The organism is Sphingobium xanthum (assembly GCF_019737615.1).
Classification (GTDB): Bacteria; Pseudomonadota; Alphaproteobacteria; order Sphingomonadales; family Sphingomonadaceae; genus Sphingobium; species Sphingobium xanthum.
In genome coordinates, this window is sequence record NZ_JAHKKS010000006.1 from 1 (window position 1) to 17,231 (window position 17,231).

The window sequence follows — 17,231 nt, forward strand, 5'->3', positions numbered from 1 at the left end:
GCACGCCCCTTCGTGCTAGCATCGTCACATGGCATCGTCATAGCATCAGCCGCCCCGGTCCGGATCAGAGGGCGGAAACTCGACGCTGATCAGCGGCCGCGCAAGGTGCCAGCAGGACACCGCTTACATAATCGCCGTGCCATCGCGCGAGCGCTCTGCCAGATTCTGCTGCACGAACGTTCGATCAGCGTCAGCGAGATCGATTTTGCGGACTCCAACATCGCCTGGTGACAAGGCGCCGGACCGCGGCGACGCACCGACTGCATCGTCATCTATGATTGCGTCTATGGGGGACTTCGGCTCACAGAAAGCCTGTTCGCCCAATTCCCCTATTATCTCGAGCGGCTCGCCCGGGCCGGTGCTCTGATCGGCAGCGAGGCCATGTTGTCCGGCGCGATGGTGGATCGTCTCGCAGCCTGGTTCCGCTATCTCTCTCTCTCTCTCTCTCTCTCCGAAGGCCTTCGCCGGTCCATTTGTCGGTGAGCACGTGCTGGTTGAAGCAAGGTTCGAACGGCCGGCACGATTTGAGATTTGTTGGATCTTCCCGATCGTGCAACGGAGCGCCCCGATCGCCCGCAACGCCGCTGGGTCACATTTTCGCGGCGCTCAGCGACGCCGTGAGTGCCTCGAACGCGGCAGGCGTTGGTCCGCGCTCGAACAGGTCTTGGGCCTCACTTCGAGGGCGCGGAAGCGGTTCGCTAGTCGATCTGCCGACCGCGATGGACACGCGAAGCAAATCTTGCGCGAGCCCAGTCGTGCGTTCGGCGACCTTTTGACAGCTTGGGGCAGGCAGGCGCGACCACCCTGATGGCTCCCTGATCAATCTTTTGAAACACTTATATCAAGACTAACCGATGAATTACGCTCATCAGAATTGCACTGCACGTGTGCGACAAGCTTTGCGGGAGGTGATCCGCGCTGTCAGAACGCTCCGACCGCCTGTCGGACGCAGCCTCGCAACCAGATGCGCTGGATCCGCGTCCATCCGTGGATGCCAGAGCAGCATCAGGCCGTGGAGGCCTGCCTCGAGCAATAAGGCCGTTAGCACTTCATAGGCCGGACTAACGTTTCGCTGTCATTTCGTTGAAGCGGTCGCACATGAACTCCATCAGTGCTTCCACATGGGAATTGGTGAGGCGATAAAAAATCGTCTGGGCCTCACGGCGCGTCTGCAAGACGCCGCCTTCACGCATCTTCGCTAGATGTTGGGAAACGCTCGATTGCGACAGTCCGCACAGATCAACGAGTTCCCCGACCGACGCCTCGCCCTCGCGCAGGCGGCAGAGCAGAAGCAGGCGCTGCTCATTGGCGACCAGCTTGAGCAGACCCGCGACTTCAGTCGCGCGCTCGCACAGGAGGCTGAATTTCATGTCCGCCATCTTCATTGTGTCACAGGCCTCCTGTCGTCCTTCAACACGACATAAATTGCCGGAATAACCAGAACGGTCAGCAGCGTCGAGGACGCAAGCCCGAAGAGCAGCGAAATCGCCAGCCCCTGAAAGATCGGATCGGTCAGGATGACGGCCGCGCCGATCATGGCCGCCGCGGCGGTCAGGGCGATCGGCTTGACGCGGATCGTGCCCGCCTCGATCAGCACATCGCGCAGCGGCTTGCCCGGTTCCGCGCTGTGGCGGATGAAATCGACCAGCAGGATCGAGTTGCGCACGATGATCCCGGCCAACGCGATGAAGCCGATCATCGAGGTCGCGGTGAACGGCGCGCGGAACAGCATATGGCCAATGACGATGCCGACCAGCGTGAGCGGCACCGGCGTCAGGATGACCAGCGGAAGCTTGAAGCTGCGGAACTGGGCGACCACCAGAATGTAGATGCCGAGCAGCGCGACCATGAAGGCGCCGCCCATGTCGCGGAATGTCACCCAGGTAATTTCCCATTCGCCGTCCCACAGCATGCTCGGCGTCGCTTCATCTTCCGGCTGGCCGTTGAGGCGGATCTGCGGCTTCACGAGACCTTTGGCGGCCCAGTCATGATCGTCGACCGCCCGGTCGACCGCGAGCATGCCGTAGATCGGCGCCTCATAAGCGCCGGCAAGCTCGGCCGTAACCATGTCGGCAGAACGGCCGTCGCGGCGGAAGATGGCGCGGCTGCCGGCCTCGGTGCGCGCATCGACCACGGTGCCGAGATCGATGAGTTGGCCGGTCGGCGTCTGCGCGACGGGCGTCGCGGAGAGCGCCTGCGTCCAGCTACGATCCTTCTGCGCGAGCGCGACGGTGATCGGCAGGGGCGTGCGCCCGTCGCCGCGCGGCGCATAGCCGACCGTCTGGTTGCCCATCAGCATGCCAATACTGTCCGAAAGCTGGCGCTCGGAAAGGCCGTAATAATCGACGCGGTCACGCAATGGCACGAGGCGCAGGCGAGGGCGCGCCTCGCCGAAGCTGTTGTCTACATCCACGATGAACGGTACCGACCTGAAGATTTTTTCCAGCTCGGCGGCCGTCTTCTGGCGCGTCGCGGCATCGGGGCCATAGACCTCGGCGAGCAAGGTGGCGAGGACGGGCGGGCCGGGCGGCGTCTCGACCACCTTGACCGAGGCGGTCGCGGGGAGCCCGAGCGCCTTGAGGCGCTCGCGCAGATCGAGCGCGATCTGATGGCTGGAGCGGCTGCGCTCGCCCTTGGGCAGCAGCGTCACCATGACGTCGCCCTGCTCGGGTTGCGACCGCAGGAAATAGTGGCGGACAAGACCGTTGAAGTTGAATGGCGCCGAGGTGCCGACATAGACTTCCATGGCGGTCGCCTCGGGCAACTGGCGGGCAATGGCGGCGACGCCTTCCAGCACGCGGCTGGTATTTTCGAGCGAGGTGCCTTCCGGCATGTCGACGACAACCTGCACTTCCGACTTGTTGTCGAAAGGCAGCAGCTTCACCGTCACCGCCTTGAAGTAGAACATCGAGCAGGCGACCAGCGTCGCGATGCCGACGCCGATCAGGAAGCGCCAGGCGGACTTGCGGGTGTCGATCACGCGATGCGCGACCCTGGCATAGAGCCGGCCGAGCTTGCCGCCGCTCTCGTCATGACCATGGCCATGCGGGAGCGTCTGCCGCGCGAAGCGGATCATCAGCCAGGGCGCGAGCACGACGGCGACGAAGAAGGAGAAGATCATTGCCGCCGAGGCGTTGACCGGGATCGGCGCCATATATGGACCCATCAGCCCCGAGACGAACAACATGGGCAGCAGGGCTGCGACCACGGTCAGCGTCGCGACGACCGTGGGGTTGCCGACCTCCGTGACGGCCTCGATCGCGGCCTGCGTCCGCGTCCGCCCGTCGCTCATCGCCCAGTGGCGGGCGATATTCTCGATCATGACGATGGCGTCGTCGACGAGGATGCCGATCGAGAAAATGAGCGCGAACAGGCTGACGCGGTTGATGGTGTAGCCCATCAGGTTCGAGGCGAACATAGTGAGCAGGATTGTCGTCGGGATGACCACGGCGGTCACGCCCGCCTCACGCCAGCCGATGGCGAAGCCGATCAGTACGACGATGGAGACAGTCGCGAGGCCGAGATGGAAGAGCAGCTCATTGGCTTTCTCGTTCGCGGTCTCGCCATAATTGCGGGTGACGGCGACGGTCACGCCGGCCGGGATCAGCTTGCCCTTGAGGCTTTCGACCCGCTCGAGGATCGCGTCCGAGACGACGACGGCATTGGCGCCCGCGCGCTTGGCGATGGCAATGCTGACGGCCGGCGCGCTGCTCCAGCGCTCGCCGGTCTTCGCCCAGCGCCAGGCACGCGCCTGATCCTCGCGCGGTCCCTGCGTGACGGTGGCGACATCGCGGAGATAGACGGGCGCGCCGCTCGCCGAGCGCACCGTCAGCAGGCCCACTTCCTGAGCGGAGGAGAGTGTACGGCCGGCCGTGACGGCGACCGCCTTGCCATCCTTGCGGATATTGCCGAGAGGAAAGCTGCGATTGGCCTGGCTCGCCGCGTCGATCACGCTGCTGAGCGGGACGCCATATTGGCGCAGCTTCGCGGGATCGGGCGCGATGCGGATCTCCTCGGGGCGGCCACCCACGAGGAAGGTCAGGCCGACATTGTCGACCTTAGCGATCTCGGTGCGCAGCCGGGCGGCCAACGCATAGAGGCTGGCATCGTTCCACTGGCCGGCCGAACCCGGCTTCGGCGTCAGCGTCAGGACGACCGCCGGCACGTCGTTGATGCCGCGCACCGTGATCTTAGGGTCGGGAATGCCGACCGGCTTCCTGTCCCAGTTGGCGCGCAGCTTCTCCTCGACCCGGATGGCGGCCTCTTCCGGATTCGATCCGATCAGGAAGCGCGCCGTGACCATCACGCCGTCATCCTGTGCCTGGGTATAGACATGCTCCACGCCGTCGATGCTCTTGACGATCGTCTCGAGCGGGATGCCGACCAGTTCGGTCGCGTCCGCCGCGTTCATCCCCGGCGCCATCACCTGGATGTCGACCATCGGCACGCTGATCTGCGGCTCCTCCTCACGGGGGATGGAGAAGAGAGCCAGTAGACCAACGGCCAACGCCGCCAACAGAAAGAGCGGCGTCAGGGGGGAAGCGATGGTGGCGCGGGTCAGCCGCCCGGAAATGCCGAGATTCATTTCGCGGACGCCCTGGCGACGGCAGACGGGGCGAACAGCGTGTCGCCCGCCGCGACGCCGCTCAATATCTCGACCCTGGCCGGATCATCCGCCGGCGCGATCTGCACCGGCACCGTGCTGAGCGTCTTGTCGTTCCCGACGACCTGCACCTGATCGATACCATAATGCGTCGTGACGAAACGGCGCGGCACCACCAGCGCCTTGCGTGTGCCGACGGAAACCGCAGCGCCGACCCGCCGGCCCACGAAATCGGTGGTGAGGCCCGGAAGCGTGGCGTCGACACGGATCTGTCCGCCGCTGATGTCGGGATAGACCTGCACGACGCTGCCCACACGCGCGCCGGAATAGGCCGCGTCGATCACCAGCACGCGCGAGCCGACATGGACCGCGCCGGCCGCGGATTCAGGCAGCATGAGGCGCAGAACCGGCGGCCCGGCGGTTACAGTCGCGATCGACATGCCGGGCGCCACCACCGAGCCAGACGGAATGTCGGCCCGCAACACCCGGCCGTTTGCCGGGGCCAGCACGGCGCCTTGCCCGGCCACGCTGGCGCTTGCACTCCGCTGGGCCTGGGCAGCGGCGACCTGCGCATTGGCCGCCCTCGTAGCGGCGACCGCCTGATCCAGGCGCGCCCTGGCATAGACGCCATGATTGTAGAGGTCCCGAATGCGGGTGAGATCGCCGTTGGCGCGGGCAGCTTCGGCCTGCGCCGCTGCAACCTGCGAGCCATAGGCATTGATCTCATAGCCGAGCCGCGCATCGACGATCATGCCGATGCGCTGGCCTTTGACAACAATGTCCCCCGCGCGGACGGAGAGGTTAGTGAGCGTACCGGGGATGCGCGCGAGCGCCTCCGCCTGGTCGCGGGTCGCGATCTCGGCGCCTACCGCCTTCATATCGGCAATGTCGCTCTGGGCGAGGCGCAGCGTCTCGCCCGCCGGCAGGCCGGCCACCCGCTGCTCGTGAGCCGGCTCGCTGCTGCATGCCGACAGCGCCAGCAACGCGCCACAAAGCCAGTAAGCTTTCGGTCCCTTCGCCATCACCCGTTCCCCCATTTGGCCGCTTCAGCCAGTCACCACAGGCAGGCCGGCGGCTTTCCACGCCCCGATGCCGCCGGCGAGATGCGTGTCGATGGCCGATTGTGCCTCACCGCATTTCTCGAGCGCGATCCCCGATCGCTTGCCGCCCGCGCATTGCAGCACGACTGTCCGACCCTGTGCATCCGGAACATTACGAGGTGAAAAGCCCGACAGAGGGAGGTTTATAGCCCCGACGATGTGTCCCGCTGCGAACTCTTCGGGTTCGCGCACATCGACGAGGAGCACCGAGCCCTGCTGCAGCATGACGTTGAGTTCCGCCGGGTCGATCTCACGATGGGTTCTGGCTTTTCCGAATCCGAACATGACTGCCTCCTGCAAATTGCAGTTGCATATATCGTTGATCACTTATATTAGTCAATGACGATTAAAGAGATGGAGCTGGGGCGATGGGTAAGCCGAAAATCATAGTTCTGGGCGCGGGGCTGGGCGGAACAATCGCCGCCTACGAAATCAAGGCTGCGGTCAAGGACAAGGCCGAGGTCATGACGGTGTCCGACTCAGAGACGTATAGTTTTGTTCCTTCCAATCCCTGGGTCGCCGTGCGCTGGCGCGAGCCAGAGGCGATCCAGGTCCATCTGCCGCCCGTCTTTGCCAAGAAGAAGATCGGTTTCACCGCTGTCGGCGCCAAGCGCGTCCATCCAGTCGAGAAACGCATCGAACTGAACGATGGCACGTTCATCGATTATGACTATCTGGTGATCGCCACCGGCCCTGATCTCGCTTTCGACGAGATCGACGGCCTCGGCCCCCATGGCGGCCACACTGTTTCCGTCTGCCAGACGGCGCACGCCGTAGCGGCTGCCGACCAGTTCGACGCCTTCTGTGGCAATCCCGGACCCATCGTCGTCGGCGCGGTGCAGGCCGCATCCTGCTTCGGTCCCGCCTATGAGTTCGCGCTGATCCTCGACACCGAACTGCGCAAGCGCAAGATCCGCGACAAGGTGCCGATGACCTTCGTTACCTCCGAGCCCTATATCGGCCATCTCGGCCTCGACGGCGTCGGCGATACTAAAGGTCTGCTCGAGAGCGAGATGCGCAACCGCCACATCAAGTGGATCACCAATGCCAAGGTTGCGAAGGTCGATCCCGGCGTCATGCATGTCGAGGAAGTGGGCGAGGATGGCGCGGTCAAGAGAACGCACGACCTCCCGTTCGGCTTCTCGATGATGCTGCCGGCCTTTCGCGGCGTGCCTGCCGTGCGCGGCATCGAGGGGCTCACCAATCCGCGCGGCTTCATCATCGTCGACAAGCATCAGCGCAATCCCGCTTTCCCGGACATTTTCGCGCTGGGCGTCTGTGTCGCCATCCCGCCGACCGGCCCGACGCCGGTGCCGGTCGGCGTGCCCAAGACCGGCTTCATGATCGAATCCATGGTCACCGCGATCGCCGCCAATCTCGGCGCCATCGTCGAGGGCCGGGACGCGAACGCCGAGGCGACCTGGAACGCGGTCTGCCTCGCCGACTTCGGCGACGGCGGCGTCGCCTTCGTCGCCCAGCCGCAGATTCCGCCGCGCAACGTCAACTGGTCGGCCAGCGGCAAATGGGTCCATCTGGCCAAGATCGGCTTCGAGAAATATTTCCTGCGCAAAGTCCGCAAGGGCGAGAGCGAGCCCTTCTACGAGAAGCTGGCCCTGCATGTGATGGGCATCCGCAAGCTGCGTCTTTGACCGGCAAACCCAGGAGAAACTGCCATGAATATCGATCGTGCCGTCCTCATGTTCGCCGGGTTCGTCGTGCTGCTCGGCATCACGCTGTCGTTCACCGTCCATCCCTGGTGGATCGCGCTGTCGGCCTTTGCCGGGCTCAACATGATCCAGGCAGGCATCACCGGCTTCTGTCCGGCGGCGATGATCTTCAGAGCGCTGGGCGTGCGCCCCGGAAACGCCTTCAAATGACGCCTCGCCGGCTGCTTGCGATTGGTCTGCTCGCCAGCGTCGCCCTGCCCACACAGGCGACGACGCTCGACGAGGCGATTGCCGCGGCGATGACGCATGCGCCCGAGATCGCGGTGGCCCGCGCGGACAGCGACACGGCCGCGGCGCGCGTGCGCGAAGCGAAGGCCGGCGGACTGCCGACCGCTACCCTGACGGGGACGGTCGGCATCGGCCGTCTAGATCCGCAGAATTTCTTCGGCCTCGGCGCGGCCAATGTGACGCCCCGCGCGGCGCAGGTGACGATCGAGCAGCCCCTCTATGCCGGCGGGCGCGTCAGCGCCGGCATCGCTCAAGCGAACGCCGGCAGGGATGCCGCCCGTGCCGGTGAAAGCGCGACGCGAAGCCAGATGGTTGCCACCGTAGCGCAGGCCTTTGGCGATGTGCTGACCAGCCGTCGCCTCGTCGCGCTCGACAAGGAACTGCTCGCCCAGGTGCAGGAGATCGAGCGACAGGCCCGGCTGCGCTACAAGGCCGGCGAGAGTCCCAGCACCGATGTCGCGCAGGCATCCGCACGGCTTGCGGAAGCCGAGGCGAGCCTCGCCCAGGCACAGGGATTTGCGGTCGCGGCCGATGCCCGCTTCTCGAATCTGACCGGCCTTGCGCCGGACGATCTCGAACCGCTCCCCGCCAATCCCGAAGTTCCCGCGACGCTGGACGAGGCAAGGGATGCCGCCCTCCGGCACAATCCCTGGCTGGCGGAAGCGGATGCCGGTCTGCGGGCGGCGCGAGCCGCGGCGCGCGGCGCGCGGGCGGAGCGGTTGCCGACGGTCGGCGCGTTCGCCGAAGGGGCAATGGTCAGGGACCAATTCTTCCCGGACTATCGGGCGGACAGCGCGACTGTCGGCGTCCGCGCGCGCTGGCAACTCTTCAATGCCGGCGCGTCGGCCAGGGTGGCCGGGAGCGACAGCGCCGTCCACGCCGCCGAGGCGCGGTTCGAGGCCATGCGGAGCCAGGTGGAGGAACAGGTCATCGGGGCGTTCCAGGCCGTTCAGACCGCTTTGCTGGTCGAGACGGCATCGATCCGGCAGGCCGAAGCCGCGGGACAGGCGCGGGACAGTGTCGCGCATGAAGTGCGTGTCGGCCTGAAGCCCCAACTCGATCTCCTGAACGCAGAGCGCGAAGCGACCGGCGCCTCCGCCGCGCTCGCCAAGGCCCAGGTCGACAGGATCGTCGCGGCCTACCGGCTGCTGAGCCTCATCGGCCGATAGACAAGCAAGGGAAAGAAGGACGCCATGCACGAGGATTGGCCGGAAATGGCCCGCGAGCTCAGTACTGCGATCACGGAGGTGCGGCTCGGCGCGCCGGAGGCGATGAAATCCTTCGTTCGCGGCGAACATGTCGGGACGCGCCCCGAACCCGGCTAGCGTCACGTTCACATGGTCGGGCGTGCGCCCGAGCATGCCGCAGGAATAGCGGGAAAAGCGGGAAAAGCGCTCGAACCCTTCTGCCGGGCATCGAGGTCTTGGCTGTTTCTGGGCACGATCAACCTGGCGTTCATCGGCTCGCCCGAGACCGGATCGGCGACCAGGCATTCGTCTGGATGTAGGTCAGCATGGTCGTTTTCCCAGCAAGGCCGGGTCGATCCGAGGGCAACAAAAAGGGCAGCATTTGTGGTCGCTGCACATGCCCTTAGCCGGATTTCGCCGGACGGTGTCTGGCGATTATCGGTCGAAAAATACTGTGAAACCAGCCGCTTACTGGACGCTGTTGAACGCATCCAGAGCCAGTATTGGTGCCAGAAGAGGAGGAATATTTATATTTTTATCTATTTGAAATATAAAGATAAAAATCGATAATTCGACTGAAAAGATCCCCCTGGTTCTACCCGCCGATGACTTCAGTTAGTGATTTGAGTCCCAATCCGCAGATTATTGATGATCTTTTTCGATCAAGCAATCTTCTCAACGATCAGGGTGAAATGCACTGCAAGAGGCATTCATGAACGGCATCTTGAGCTTGGCATCCACACGGATGATTCTCCACTCAGATGGTTCGCTTCCGAATGCTGCAGATCCTCCATCGATCATATCGACGCCCTATACGATGTTCTCATCGACACGAAGTGTGAGCACATGCGGCGATCATCGCGTTTGGATCTGGTGAGGGAGACCGGCTGGGCAGTCCTCGTGCTGCTGATATCAAACAATACGTCTTCGCTGGAGGAAATCGCATCCTCGACCGATGACCCGATCGACTTCGTCAACGCACTTTCTGAAGCGCTTGATTGACTTGCATGTCCTCTCGTTGTCACCTGTACGAATTGGCGCAATATTAATCCGCTTCTGTTTTCTTGCGGGCAGCGACACGGGAGGGATCGTTGAATTCGCCGCATGTTTCTGAAGGATCTGGCATGCCTGCCATGAGGAAGGCCGACGCCACCCCCCACGCCGCGGCATTGATCGAGAGCATGCGCGATATCGGCTACTCGCTGGAGACCGCGCTGGCCGACATAATCGACAATTCCATCACGGCCCGCGCGACGCATATCGAAATCCTGTCTGATACCGCGTCGGAGAGCCCGGCGATCGGCATTGTCGACAACGGCTGCGGCATGACGGAAGCGCAACTCGTCGAAGCCATGCGACCGGGCAGCCGGAATCCGCTTGATGACCGTGACGAGCATGATCTCGGGCGTTTCGGATTAGGTCTCAAGAGCGCTAGTTTCTCGCAATGTCGCCGGCTGACCGTCGTTACTCGCCGCCAAGGTCAGACGTCATGTGCGATCTGGGATCTGGATGAGGTTGCTCGGACGAACGAATGGGCAATCAGCCTCCATTCGGATCCAGCGTCCGTACCATGGTCGGATCGGCTTGGCGAAACCGGCACGCTGGTTGTCTGGGAAGAACTCGATCGCCTTTCTAGCGGTATCAAGCATGATCTAGCCCGCGGTGCCGACCACATGAACCGGGCGATCGCGATGGCCGAGCGACATCTCCGCCTGGTCTTCCACCGCTTCATGGAGGATGGGCGGCAAGCTGTCTCGATCTGGCTGAATGGCCGGAAGCTCCAGCCGACTGATCCTTTTGCAAGGCAGCATCCGGGACATCAGGAAGATCCCGAGGACCGGCTGCAGCTCGTTGGCGGTGTCGTCACTTTCCAGTGCTTCACCCTGCCGCATCATAAATCGATGTCGAAGGAGGAGTGGGAAGAGCTTGGCGGCCCGGAAGGCCATCTGCGGTCACAGGGCTTCTATATCTACCGAGGACGCAGGCTGATCATCACCGGGAGTTGGCTCGGGCTTGCGAGGCAGACCGAACTCACGAAGCTCTGCCGGATACGAGTGGATATCCCGAACACGATGGACGCCTCTTGGAAGATCGATGTGAAGAAGGCATCGGCCCAACTTCCGCCAGCCGTTCGTGATCGGATGCGCCACATCGTCGAACGCTTCGCTCAGACATCAAAACGGACCTATCAGCGCAGAGGGCAGCGGCTGGTGGACGAGCATCGCATGCCTGTGTGGCAGCGCGTGCAGAAGGATGGGATCATCATCTATCGACCGGATCCGGAACACCCCGCGCTGGCAAACTTCTCCGAAGCTCTTCCCGCAGAGCTGCGCCAGGCTTTCGCCAGCTGTATTTCATTGATCGGGGGCTCGTTGCCCGTCGACGCACTTCACGCCGACTTTGCCGGAACCGCGGAAGAAATCCGGGCAGACGAGGTGGACGAAGAAACAATCCGTCAGACGCTGGAGGCCATGGTTCCAAGACTGCTGGCCCAAGGCTGCGACGCGGATCAGGTAGCGCTCGTGCTTCGACAACTCGAACCATTCAAGACCGCCTGGGCCGTCACGGAAGCGATGCTCAAGGAATTCACGAAGGACGCCGACGATGAGTGAAAACCTCGCGCTTCTGGACACGATGGTCTCGCAACTGATCGCCAAGCAGAGCCCCCCGACTCCTTCGAGCATTCGTGAAGCTGTTGCGACATTGCGCGTCCTCCCGACCTTCCTCGACGTGTCGGACGACGATGCCGAAATGCTGGCGCGCGAACTCGAGGAGCGCGTGGGGATCAGCATGGGTCTTGGCGCAGTCGTCGAGGATCATGACTTCAAGCCGTGGCTCCGAGATGCGAGGGCGAAGGGCCAGATCGAATCCTACTACTGGAAGCGCTACGAGCAGCTGCTCAGATCCCGACGGCTTCCGAGGGACGTCATCATCGCGATGGACGAGGTGACTGATCGCGTTCTCGATCGGATGGGCAATCCGGGCGACAACAATGCATGGGCCCGGAAAGGCATGGTGGTCGGCCATGTTCAGAGCGGCAAGACTGCCAACTACACCGGCCTGATCGGCAAGGCTGCTGACGCGGGTTACCGACTTATCGTCGTGATCGCCGGGATCCACAACAATCTCCGCAACCAGACACAGGCAAGGATCGACGAGGGCTTTGTAGGCCGGGATACCGGTCGTCTCGAACAGCGCAAGACGAAGGCCAGACCGCGAACGATCGGTGTCGGCAACTTCGACGACCGCAAGGTGCCAGTCAGTCTGACCAACACGATCAAGGATTTCAACAAGGCAACTGCGACGACCAACACCAGCCAGATATCGTCCTATGCCGTCCCTGTGGTGCTCGTGATCAAGAAGAACTCGCGTACGCTCGGAAATCTCGTGGACTGGCTCAAGGAGCACAGCGTCAACCGAGGGTCCACCATGGTCGATCAGCCCATGCTGCTGATCGACGATGAAGCTGACAACGCTTCGATCAACATCAAATATGGCAAGGACGAGGTGTCCAGGATCAATGGGCAGATCCGAGAACTGCTCGGCCTTTTCAATCGCAGCTGCTACGTCGGCTACACCGCTACACCGTTCGCAAATATCTTCATCGACCCGGATTCAGAAAGTGAAGTGGCGAAGCAGGACCTCTTTCCGAGGCACTTCATCATCGGTCTCGACGCGCCAACAAACTATTTTGGCCCGCGGAAGGTCTTTCTCGATGGCGTCCCGGAAGACGGGCAGCCAGATCACCTGCGTTACATCGCCGACAACGAGGATCTGCTGCCGCTCAAGCACAAGATAGACCAGGCGGTCGATGAACTCCCGGACAGCCTTCTTGACGCATTGCGAACCTTCATCGTTGCTCGGACAATCCGGAACCTCCGCGGCCAGTCCACTCAGCACGCCTCAATGCTGGTCAATGCCTCCCGCTTCACCGGTGTGCAGAATCTCCTGCGCAACCGGTTGCACGAAATTGTCGAGCGCATCGAAAATGCTGTCCGCGTAGATGCTGCCAAGGGCGTCGCAGCACTTTCAAATCCGGAGATAGCGGCGCTCAAGGGCTGCTGGCAGGATGAGTATTCGGCGGACTTCCCTGACTGGGACAGCATCCAGGCGAACCTGCTTCCAGTGCTTGCGTCGGCATCGGTCGTCGCGGTCAACAGTGCCTCGCCTGGCAGTCTCGACTATGACAATGCTGGCGAAACCGGCTTGACCGTTATAGCTGTTGGCGGCTTTTCGCTGTCTCGAGGCCTGACCCTCGAGGGACTTACCGTCTCATACTTCCTGCGCAATTCCATGATGTACGATACCCTGATGCAGATGGGTCGATGGTTCGGCTATCGAGCGAACTACGAAGATCTCTGCCGCGTCTGGATGCCTAGGGACGCTGCCGGCTGGTACGCCCATATTGCCGAGGCCACCGAGGAGCTGCAGGCAGAACTCAAGCGTATGGAACAGGCGCGCGCGACGCCGGAGATGTTCGGTCTCGCGGTGCGCAGTCACCCAAGCTCACTCCTTGTGACAGCCCGCAACAAGATGGGGTCGGGCGAGAAGCATGTGATGATCGGTCTGTCGAACAATTTCGTCGAGACGACGAAGCTATCGGCCGACGATGCGTCGATCAGGCGCAACCGGCAGGCCGCCGCCAGATTCATGGAGGCAGTTAAGGTCGAAGGCCATCATCCCGCATCGAAGAAGGTTGTACCGGGAGGGCTTCTGCTCGAAGGGGTGTCTTTTCGCCTTGTCGACGATTTCCTGCGCGAGTTCGACAACTGTCGTGATTCCGTCCTTACCGACACAGGCCCAATCAGGAAGTACATGTCGACCCGCGCCGAGGATGAGCTCGGCGAGTGGGACGTGCTTCTGGCGAGCCGCATCGCGACCGAGACGCGGCCGCCACAGAATGTCGCCGGCTGGGAAATCGTGCCTACCGAACGGTCGATCGGCTTGGATGATCTCAAGCGCGACGTCCTCGCCATCAGCGGCAAGCGTTCGCGTGTGGCCTCACGTGGTGTCGAGAAGATCGGCGTTTCTCCGGAGCTCGCCGAGGAGGCGGAACGTCAGTATCGCGTCGGGGCGAAGGTTTCGGACGGTGCGGATGTGAACTATCCCGACTGGATATATCGGTCGGTTCGCAAGCGGCCCTTGCTGGTCATCTTTCATATCAGCATCAAGCGCGATGACGTCGCACCGGAGGATATCACCTCCTTTCCAGATCAGCTCGTAGTGGCGTGGAGCATCAGTTTTCCAAAGTCAGCTCGCCCGGACGAAAAGGTCGAATACATCCTGAATACCACCAAGATGCGCGAGCTCTTCGGGGAGGATGATAGCGACGAGGATGATCGCGATGACGATCAGTAACAGTCCGTGGGACGATCTTGTGCCCGGCGTTATAGATGCCCGTCGTGTCGATTCTGCTGGGAAGTGGGATTTCTTCTGGTGGATTTCGGACCGGGCGGAACCCGCCCTGATCCTTCGGCTTTCAGCGGGATCGACCGAAATTGCGCCGTTGCCCAAAATGCGGAGCCTCGACATCAGATACCGGGATGTGCCCGGCGGACGCGCGCTGGTTATCCTCCTGCGCGAGCCCGAGCAGCAGGAGCTTTTCGAGACCCTTTGCAAGGATGTCGTGAAGGCCGGCGAAGCGGCCTCGTCGGCTGACGATGCCCATGCCCGCTCGACCCGACGCACGTTGCGCTGGCATCATCTGCTGCGCGGTGGACGGTTCGACCTCCTTTCCATCGAGGAACAGCGAGGCCTTGTTGGCGAGCTCCATTTCCTCTCGCATTTGTGTGACCTCATCGGTCCTCGCGCTGCCATCGAGGCGTGGAAGGGACCCGAGGGCTCCGCGAAGGATTTCGAGATTGATCGTTGCCTCGTGGAGATAAAGGCAAGACGGGGCGCTGCACGTCCTCACGTCCAGATTTCATCGGAGGATCAGCTGGCCGATGTCGTCGGCACCCGCCTGTTCCTCAACGTTTACGACGTCGACGCCGCGATCAAACCCGCCGGGATGACGCTGACCGATCATGTCCGGGCAGCCGAGGCAAGGTTCAGCGATGCGGACATGACCGCGTTTGGCATGTGGGAAGCAGCCATTGAGGCAGCCGGGTTCGATTTCGAGGACGACTATTCCGAACGTCGCTGGACCATTGGCAGGATCCAGCAATTCGAAGTGGTGGATGCGTTCCCGAGGGTCGCTGTGCCGCTGCCGAGTGGTGTAGGATCTGTCCGTTACAGTATCGCGCTCGATGCATGCCAGCCGTTCCGTGTCGAAGCCGCCGTACTGGATACCGTCATTAGGGGAGACTGACGGAAATGGACGAACTCGCAGAATATCATCGCGAACTCATTGCCGATGTTCAGGGTGATGCGGATGTCATGGGCCTCATCACCGCTGAGGCGTTTCTGGAAAAGGTTGGAGAGATTCTCGACGAGGCCGGTGAGATCTCGTCCTTCGATCTTTGCTATTTCGATGGCCGACACGGCGGCAAGCCTCTGCATGTCGATGCCTTCGCCTGGGATCCGGACGACGAGGAAGGAGTGCTCAGTCTTGTCGTCTGCGACTTCGTCATCTCGGAAGAGCCTCAGGCGATCGTCGGCAAGGACATCAGGGACCATCTCACTCGGCTGGTGAATTTCACCGTCGCGGCCAAGATCCGCGATTTCCGCGAAAGTCTCGAGGAAACCAGCAGGGGCTTTGTGCTCGCGGACCTCGTCGCAACGATCTGGAAAAAGATCAGCAAGATCAAGCTGATCCTCGTGACAAACCGGGTCAACAAGGCGAAGACGGACGCTCAGCCCGTGGGTGAGATCGGTGGTATTCCGGTCACGTCCAACGTCTGGGACCTTTCTCGGCTGCATCGGTTCGTCTCGTCCGGCCAGACGCGCGAAGATCTCGTCATCGATTTTGCGGCAGATTATGACGGCGCTGTGCCGGTACTGAAGGCATCCGGTGATGGAGCTCCGTTCGAAAGCTATATCGCTGTCATTCCCGGCATCCAGCTAGCTGCAATATACGACAAGTGGGGCGCACGTTTGCTGGAGGCGAATGTCCGCAGCTTCCTCCAGGCCAGGAACAAGGTGAACCGGGGAATTCGCGATACCATTCGCAATCAGCCGGAAATGTTCTTTTCCTACAACAACGGCCTGACTGCGACCGCCAACAGCGTGGAAATTGCGGAAATGGGGGAAGGCTTCTTCCTTATGTCCGCCGACAACCTGCAGATCGTGAACGGTGGCCAGACGACCGCATCGATCCATGCTGCAAGGAAACTTGCGCCCGAACAGCTTGCGGACGTCTTCGTCCAGATGAAGCTGACTATCGTTCCGTCAGAGCGGACCGACGAGATTGTGCCGCGCATTTCCGAGTTCGCCAACAGTCAGAACAAGGTGAATGCAGCGGACTTCTTCGCCAATCACCCCTTCCACGTTCGCATGGAAGAGTTTTCCCGCCGCATTCTCGCCCCTTCCGGGGATGCGCATTATCTCGAGACGAAGTGGTTCTACGAGCGTGCTCGTGGCCAGTTCGCGGACGAACGCGTTCGTCGCTCGGTTGCCGAGCGAAAGCGATTCGATGTCGAGTTTCCCAAGGCACAGTTCTTCACCAAGACGGACCTTGCCAAGTTCGAGAATTCGTATCGAGGTAAGCCGCACATCGTCAGTTACGGTGCTCAGAAGAATTTCGGAGAACTCGCCAAGACGATTGGCGAGGAGTGGAGCCGAAGCGATACAGGCTTTGACGAGACCTGGTACAAGCGACTTGTCGCGAAGGCGATCATATTCCGCAATATCGAGCGCCTCGTGCAGCATCAGCCTTGGTACTCAGGCGGTTACCGGGCCAACATCGTCACCTATGCCTTTGCTAAGGTCGCGCATGATGCTGATCTGAGAAAGCGGGTCATCGATCTGGATCAGGTGTGGCGATTGCAGCGAGTGCCCGTGGCGCTGGAACGTGCCTGTATGGTCGCCGCCGAAGCCGCAAATGATGTCATCACCAATCCCCCCGCCGGAATTCGTAACATGGGCGAATGGGCAAAGAAGCAGGCGTGCTGGAGTCAGCTCGCTGGGCGTCTCTTGCCATACGAGCGGGAGTTCCACGACAGTCTGGTCGAGATCCAGGAAGCTCAGGCATTCAAGCGGGATGAGCGCCGCGAAAGGGCGGCGAAAAATGGTGTGGATGCTCAACGGGAAGTGGTCATCCAGGGAGGCGAGTATTGGGCCCATGTTCTGGCATTTGGAAAATCGATCGGAAAATTGAACCCGAAGGAACAGGGAATACTGAGCGCCTGCGCCCAGCTTCCGGCCAAGGTTCCCTCGGAGAAGCAATGCCACGCCGCCTTGGAGATCGTGAACCGCCTGGAGGCATTTTACTGAGTAATGCCACACG

At 61.9% G+C, this 17,231-nt stretch carries 15 protein-coding genes; 11 read left to right on the top strand and 4 right to left on the bottom strand.

The annotated features are described in order from the left end of the window. Nucleotides 1-231: hypothetical protein (locus KM135_RS11115; protein WP_221714094.1), on the top strand; the 231-nt coding region annotated here is incomplete at its 5' end. 830 nt (nucleotides 232-1,061) lie between these two features. Here the strand turns inward: KM135_RS11115 and KM135_RS11120 are convergent. From KM135_RS11120 to KM135_RS11135, 4 genes are read right to left on the bottom strand one after another with little or no spacing between them, the layout of a single operon-like run. Further along, nucleotides 1,062-1,385 carry an ArsR/SmtB family transcription factor gene (locus KM135_RS11120; RefSeq protein WP_221714095.1) on the bottom strand — a complete coding sequence of 108 codons (324 nt, stop codon included), beginning with the start codon at nucleotides 1,383-1,385 and terminating at the stop codon, nucleotides 1,062-1,064. Continuing rightward, nucleotides 1,382-4,585 (bottom strand): efflux RND transporter permease subunit, encoded by a 3,204-nt coding sequence (locus tag KM135_RS11125; RefSeq protein WP_221714096.1) that lies wholly within the window; start codon nucleotides 4,583-4,585, stop codon nucleotides 1,382-1,384. Before KM135_RS11125 ends, KM135_RS11120 begins: the two co-directional genes overlap by 4 nt. Beyond that, nucleotides 4,582-5,625 carry an efflux RND transporter periplasmic adaptor subunit gene (locus KM135_RS11130; RefSeq protein WP_221714097.1) on the bottom strand — a complete coding sequence of 348 codons (1,044 nt, stop codon included), beginning with the start codon at nucleotides 5,623-5,625 and terminating at the stop codon, nucleotides 4,582-4,584. The genes KM135_RS11125 and KM135_RS11130 overlap by 4 nt, the downstream gene beginning before the upstream one ends. A 24-nt stretch (nucleotides 5,626-5,649) precedes the next feature. Further along, nucleotides 5,650-5,988, bottom strand: a complete 339-nt coding sequence (locus KM135_RS11135; RefSeq protein ID WP_221714098.1) for a rhodanese-like domain-containing protein — start codon at nucleotides 5,986-5,988, stop codon at nucleotides 5,650-5,652. Between the two features lie 83 nt (nucleotides 5,989-6,071). Between KM135_RS11135 and KM135_RS11140 the strand changes: the two genes are divergently transcribed. From KM135_RS11140 to KM135_RS11185, 10 genes are all read left to right on the top strand, one after another. Next, a complete protein-coding gene (locus KM135_RS11140) occupies nucleotides 6,072-7,352 on the top strand; it encodes an NAD(P)/FAD-dependent oxidoreductase (protein ID WP_221714099.1) in 1,281 nt (426 codons plus the stop codon). A 24-nt stretch (nucleotides 7,353-7,376) separates the two neighbouring features. Continuing rightward, nucleotides 7,377-7,580 (top strand): YgaP family membrane protein, encoded by a 204-nt coding sequence (locus KM135_RS11145; RefSeq protein ID WP_221714100.1) that lies wholly within the window; start codon nucleotides 7,377-7,379, stop codon nucleotides 7,578-7,580. Continuing rightward, nucleotides 7,577-8,827, top strand: coding sequence for a TolC family protein (locus tag KM135_RS11150; RefSeq protein ID WP_221714101.1), 1,251 nt, complete (start codon nucleotides 7,577-7,579; stop codon nucleotides 8,825-8,827). Before KM135_RS11145 ends, KM135_RS11150 begins: the two co-directional genes overlap by 4 nt. Nucleotides 8,828-8,851: 24 nt before the next feature. Continuing rightward, nucleotides 8,852-8,983 carry a hypothetical protein gene (locus KM135_RS20005; protein WP_281422163.1) on the top strand — a complete coding sequence of 44 codons (132 nt, stop codon included), beginning with the start codon at nucleotides 8,852-8,854 and terminating at the stop codon, nucleotides 8,981-8,983. Nucleotides 8,984-8,995: 12 nt separating this feature from the next. After that, nucleotides 8,996-9,415 (top strand): hypothetical protein, encoded by a 420-nt coding sequence (locus KM135_RS11160; protein ID WP_221714102.1) that lies wholly within the window; start codon nucleotides 8,996-8,998, stop codon nucleotides 9,413-9,415. A gap of 78 nt (nucleotides 9,416-9,493) precedes the next feature. Further along, a complete protein-coding gene (locus KM135_RS11165; RefSeq protein ID WP_221714103.1) occupies nucleotides 9,494-9,847 on the top strand; it encodes a hypothetical protein in 354 nt (117 codons plus the stop codon). 131 nt (nucleotides 9,848-9,978) lie between these two features. After that, nucleotides 9,979-11,457 carry an ATP-binding protein gene (locus KM135_RS11170; RefSeq protein ID WP_246605976.1) on the top strand — a complete coding sequence of 493 codons (1,479 nt, stop codon included), beginning with the start codon at nucleotides 9,979-9,981 and terminating at the stop codon, nucleotides 11,455-11,457. Next, on the top strand, nucleotides 11,450-14,203 hold the full coding sequence (locus KM135_RS11175; RefSeq protein ID WP_221714105.1) for a Z1 domain-containing protein: 2,754 nt from the start codon (nucleotides 11,450-11,452) through the stop codon (nucleotides 14,201-14,203). The genes KM135_RS11170 and KM135_RS11175 overlap by 8 nt, the downstream gene beginning before the upstream one ends. Further along, complete coding sequence (locus tag KM135_RS11180; RefSeq protein WP_221714106.1) at nucleotides 14,190-15,155, top strand: PD-(D/E)XK motif protein; 966 nt, start codon at nucleotides 14,190-14,192, stop codon at nucleotides 15,153-15,155. Before KM135_RS11175 ends, KM135_RS11180 begins: the two co-directional genes overlap by 14 nt. A gap of 5 nt (nucleotides 15,156-15,160) precedes the next feature. Next, nucleotides 15,161-17,218: an AIPR family protein gene (locus KM135_RS11185; protein WP_221714107.1), complete on the top strand. Its 2,058-nt coding sequence runs from the start codon at nucleotides 15,161-15,163 to the stop codon at nucleotides 17,216-17,218. The last annotated feature ends 13 nt before the right edge of the window (nucleotides 17,219-17,231 follow it).

Coding starts and splice junctions, on each gene's coding strand:
- KM135_RS11165 (WP_221714103.1), top strand. CDS start 9,494: ATGATCTTTTTCGATCAAGCAATCTTCTCAACGATCAGGGTGAAATGC.
- KM135_RS11135 (WP_221714098.1), bottom strand. CDS start 5,988: ATGTTCGGATTCGGAAAAGCCAGAACCCATCGTGAGATCGACCCGGCG.
- KM135_RS11130 (WP_221714097.1), bottom strand. CDS start 5,625: ATGGCGAAGGGACCGAAAGCTTACTGGCTTTGTGGCGCGTTGCTGGCG.
- KM135_RS11185 (WP_221714107.1), top strand. CDS start 15,161: ATGGACGAACTCGCAGAATATCATCGCGAACTCATTGCCGATGTTCAG.
- KM135_RS11180 (WP_221714106.1), top strand. CDS start 14,190: ATGACGATCAGTAACAGTCCGTGGGACGATCTTGTGCCCGGCGTTATA.
- KM135_RS20005 (WP_281422163.1), top strand. CDS start 8,852: ATGCACGAGGATTGGCCGGAAATGGCCCGCGAGCTCAGTACTGCGATC.
- KM135_RS11160 (WP_221714102.1), top strand. CDS start 8,996: ATGGTCGGGCGTGCGCCCGAGCATGCCGCAGGAATAGCGGGAAAAGCG.
- KM135_RS11170 (WP_246605976.1), top strand. CDS start 9,979: ATGAGGAAGGCCGACGCCACCCCCCACGCCGCGGCATTGATCGAGAGC.
- KM135_RS11175 (WP_221714105.1), top strand. CDS start 11,450: ATGAGTGAAAACCTCGCGCTTCTGGACACGATGGTCTCGCAACTGATC.
- KM135_RS11120 (WP_221714095.1), bottom strand. CDS start 1,385: ATGAAGATGGCGGACATGAAATTCAGCCTCCTGTGCGAGCGCGCGACT.
- KM135_RS11125 (WP_221714096.1), bottom strand. CDS start 4,585: ATGAATCTCGGCATTTCCGGGCGGCTGACCCGCGCCACCATCGCTTCC.
- KM135_RS11145 (WP_221714100.1), top strand. CDS start 7,377: ATGAATATCGATCGTGCCGTCCTCATGTTCGCCGGGTTCGTCGTGCTG.
- KM135_RS11140 (WP_221714099.1), top strand. CDS start 6,072: ATGGGTAAGCCGAAAATCATAGTTCTGGGCGCGGGGCTGGGCGGAACA.
- KM135_RS11150 (WP_221714101.1), top strand. CDS start 7,577: ATGACGCCTCGCCGGCTGCTTGCGATTGGTCTGCTCGCCAGCGTCGCC.